Source organism: Streptomyces sp. NPDC047971, assembly GCF_040653355.1.
In the GTDB taxonomy this organism is placed as follows: domain Bacteria; phylum Actinomycetota; class Actinomycetes; order Streptomycetales; family Streptomycetaceae; genus Streptomyces.
The window spans coordinates 1-1,134 of the sequence record NZ_JBEZNW010000099.1 but is presented as its reverse complement, the minus strand read 5'-3'; the positions used below and the strand labels follow the sequence as shown (position 1 = coordinate 1,134).

1 protein-coding gene is annotated in these 1,134 nt (G+C 65.1%); it reads right to left on the bottom strand.

The genetic code is table 11. From position 1 onward, the window contains the following. A partial coding sequence (locus tag AB0D99_RS35620; RefSeq protein ID WP_362372377.1) for an IS630 family transposase occupies positions 1 to 1,055 on the bottom strand: 1,055 nt, incomplete at its 3' end. Between the last annotated feature and the right edge of the window lie 79 nt (positions 1,056 to 1,134).

The window sequence follows — 1,134 nt, the reverse complement described above, 5'->3', positions numbered from 1 at the left end:
TCTTCTGAGTCAGGAATTCTGTTCAGATATGAGGCGAGGCGTTCGAGGATCTCGTCCGCGGTCTTGGTCCAGATGTAGGGCTTGGGGTCGGTGTTCCAAGCGGCGATCCAGTCGCGGATGTCGTTTTCCAGGGCCTGGACGGTCTTGTGGACGCCTCGCCGTATCTGCTTGTTGGTGAGCTCGGCGAACCATCGCTCGACCAGGTTGAGCCAGGACGATCCGGTCGGTGTGAAGTGCAGGTGGAACCGCGGGTGGGCCAGCAGCCAGGTTTTGATGGCCGGGGTCTTGTGGGTGGCGTAGTTGTCGAGCACCAGGTGGACCTCGAGGCCGGCCGGGACTTCCCGGTCGAGCTTGATGAGGAACTTCTTGAACTCCTCGGCGCGGTGGCGGCGATGCAGGGAACCGATGACCTTGCCGGTGGCGACCTCCAGGGCGGCGAACAGGGTGGTGGTGCCGGCGCGGACGTAGTCGTGCGTGACGCGTTGCGGCACTCCGGGCATCATCGGCAGCACCGGCTGAGAACGGTCCAGTGCCTGGATCTGCGACTTCTCGTCCACGCAGAAGACCAGAGCCCGCTCGGGCGGGTCCAGATAGAGGCCGACGACATCGTGGACCTTGTCGACGAAGTACGGATCCGTCGACAGCTTGAACGACTCCGAACGATGCGGCTGCAGGCCGAACGCCCGCCAGACCCGTGACACAGTCGACTGCGACAGGCCCGTCTCCCTCGCCATCGAACGTGTCGACCAGTGCGTCGCGTTCTTCGGTGCGGACTCCAGAGTCCTGGCGACCAGTGCGGCCACTTGTTCGTCGGTGACCGACCGGGGACCGCCAGAGCGGGGCATGTCTCCCAGGCCGGCGATCCGGTGCTCGACGAACCTCGCCCGCCAGCGGCCCACCGCATGCGGAGTCGAGTCGAGCCGGGCAGCGACGTCCTTGTTGGAAGCGCCCTCCGCGCAGGCCAGGATGATGCGGCAGCGAAGAGCCCACGCCTGCGGCGTGGAACGGCGCCGCACCCACCCCTCGAGCGCGGCCCGTTCCTCATCCGACAGCATCAACTCGGCCTTCGGCCGCCCAGTACGTGGCACAGACCAAGCTTATACATCTGAACAGAATTCCTGACTCAGAAGACTA